The sequence below is a fragment of the Serratia sp. B501 genome (genome assembly GCF_051172315.1).
Taxonomy (GTDB): domain Bacteria; phylum Pseudomonadota; class Gammaproteobacteria; order Enterobacterales; family Enterobacteriaceae; genus Serratia; species Serratia ureilytica.
In genome coordinates this window covers 1-1,923 of record NZ_JBPIZB010000018.1, presented here as the reverse complement: position 1 = coordinate 1,923, position 1,923 = coordinate 1, and the positions used below count along the sequence as shown (strand labels likewise).

Annotated in this window: 1 protein-coding gene; it reads right to left on the bottom strand. The window is 65.6% G+C overall.

Annotated features, from left to right (window positions below):
• Positions 1-54: 54 nt before the first annotated feature.
• Positions 55-1,923 (bottom strand): transketolase (tkt, locus tag ACSBQV_RS24180; RefSeq protein WP_434991569.1); only part of this gene is annotated, 1,869 nt, incomplete at its 5' end.

Here is a 1,923-nt window from a genome sequence, read left to right as displayed (position 1 = left end):
ATAAAAAAAGCCGGTCATGATGACCGGCTTTTTTATCGGCTTGCGCCCGGCGGCTTACTTCAGCAGCGCCTGCGCCTTGGCCACCACGTTGTCCACGGTGAAGCCGAACTCGGCGAACAGCTGCTCCGCCGGCGCCGACTCACCGAAGGTGGTCATGCCCACGATAGCGCCGTTCAGGCCCACGTACTTGTACCAGTAGTCCGCGATACCCGCTTCCACCGCCACGCGCGCCGTTACCGCCGCCGGCAGCACCGACTCACGGTACGCCGCATCCTGCTTGTCGAACGCGTCGGTCGACGGCATCGACACCACGCGCACCTTGCGGCCCGCCGCGGTCAGTTTGTCCGCCGCCTCCACCGTGATACCCACTTCGGAGCCGGTGGCAATCAGGATAACGTCCGGCGTGCCCGCGCAGTCTTTCAGCACGTAGCCGCCGCGGTACACGTTCGCCAGCTGCTCTGCGGTGCGCGGCTGCTGGGTCAGGTTCTGGCGCGAGAACACCAGCGTGGTCGGGCCGTCGTTGCGCTCGATGCCGTACTGCCACGCCACCGCCGATTCCACCTGGTCACACGGACGCCAGGTGCTCATGTTCGGGGTCACGCGCAGGCTCGCCAGTTGCTCCACCGGCTGGTGGGTCGGGCCGTCTTCGCCCAGACCGATGGAGTCGTGGGTGTAGACGAACACGTTGCGCAGCTTCATCAGCGCCGCCATGCGCACCGCGTTGCGGGCGTATTCCACGAACATCAGGAAGGTCGCCGAGTACGGCAGGAAGCCGCCGTGCAGCGCGATGCCGTTGGTGATGGCGGTCATGCCGAACTCGCGCACGCCGTAATGAATGTAGTTGCCCGCCGGGTCAACGTTCAGCGCTTTCGAACCGGACCACATGGTCAGGTTGCTCGGCGCCAGGTCGGCGGAGCCGCCCAGGAACTCCGGCAGCACCTTGCCGAACGCTTCCAGCGCGTTCTGCGACGCCTTGCGGCTGGCGATGTTGGCCGGGTTGGCCTGCAGTTTTTCCACGAACGCCCTGGCGTCCGCTTTCCAGTCCGCCGGCAGCTCGCCGTTCATGCGGCGCTTGAACTCGGCGGCCAGTTCCGGGAAGGCCCTGGCGTAGGCGGCGAACTTGTCGTTCCAGGCCGCTTCTTTGGCCTGACCGGCTTCCTTGGCGTCCCACTGGGCGTAGATGTCCTGCGGGATTTCAAAGGCGGCGTATTTCCAGCCCAGCGCTTCGCGGGTGGCGGCCACTTCGGCGGCGCCCAGCGCGGCGCCGTGCACGTCATGGGTGCCGGCCTTGTTCGGCGAACCGAAGCCGATAACGGTCTTGCACATCAGCAGCGACGGCTTGTCGGTCACCTTGCGGGCTTCTTCAATCGCGGCCTTGATGGCGTCCGGGTTGTGGCCGTCGACGTTGCGCACCACGTGCCAGCCGTAGGCTTCGAAACGCAGGGCGGTGTCGTCGGTGAACCAGCCGTCGACGTGGCCGTCGATGGAGATGCCGTTGTCATCGTAGAAGGCGGTCAGCTTGCCGAGCTTGAGGGTGCCGGCCAGGGAGCAGACTTCGTGCGAAATGCCTTCCATCATGCAGCCGTCGCCCATGAAGGCGTAGGTGTGGTGGTCGACGATGTCGTGACCAGGGCGGTTGAACTGCGCCGCCAGGGTGCGTTCGGCGATGGCGAAGCCGACGGCGTTGGCGATGCCCTGGCCGAGCGGACCGGTGGTGGTCTCAACGCCCGGGGTGTAACCGTACTCCGGGTGGCCCGGGGTTTTGGAATGGAGTTGACGGAAGTTTTCCAGCTCGCGCATCGGCAGGTCGTAGCCGGTGAGGTGCAGGAGGCTGTAAATCAACATGGAGCCGTGGCCGTTGGAGAGCACGAAACGGTCGCGGTCAGCCCAGTGCGGGTTAGTCGGGTTGTGGTTGAGGTAGTC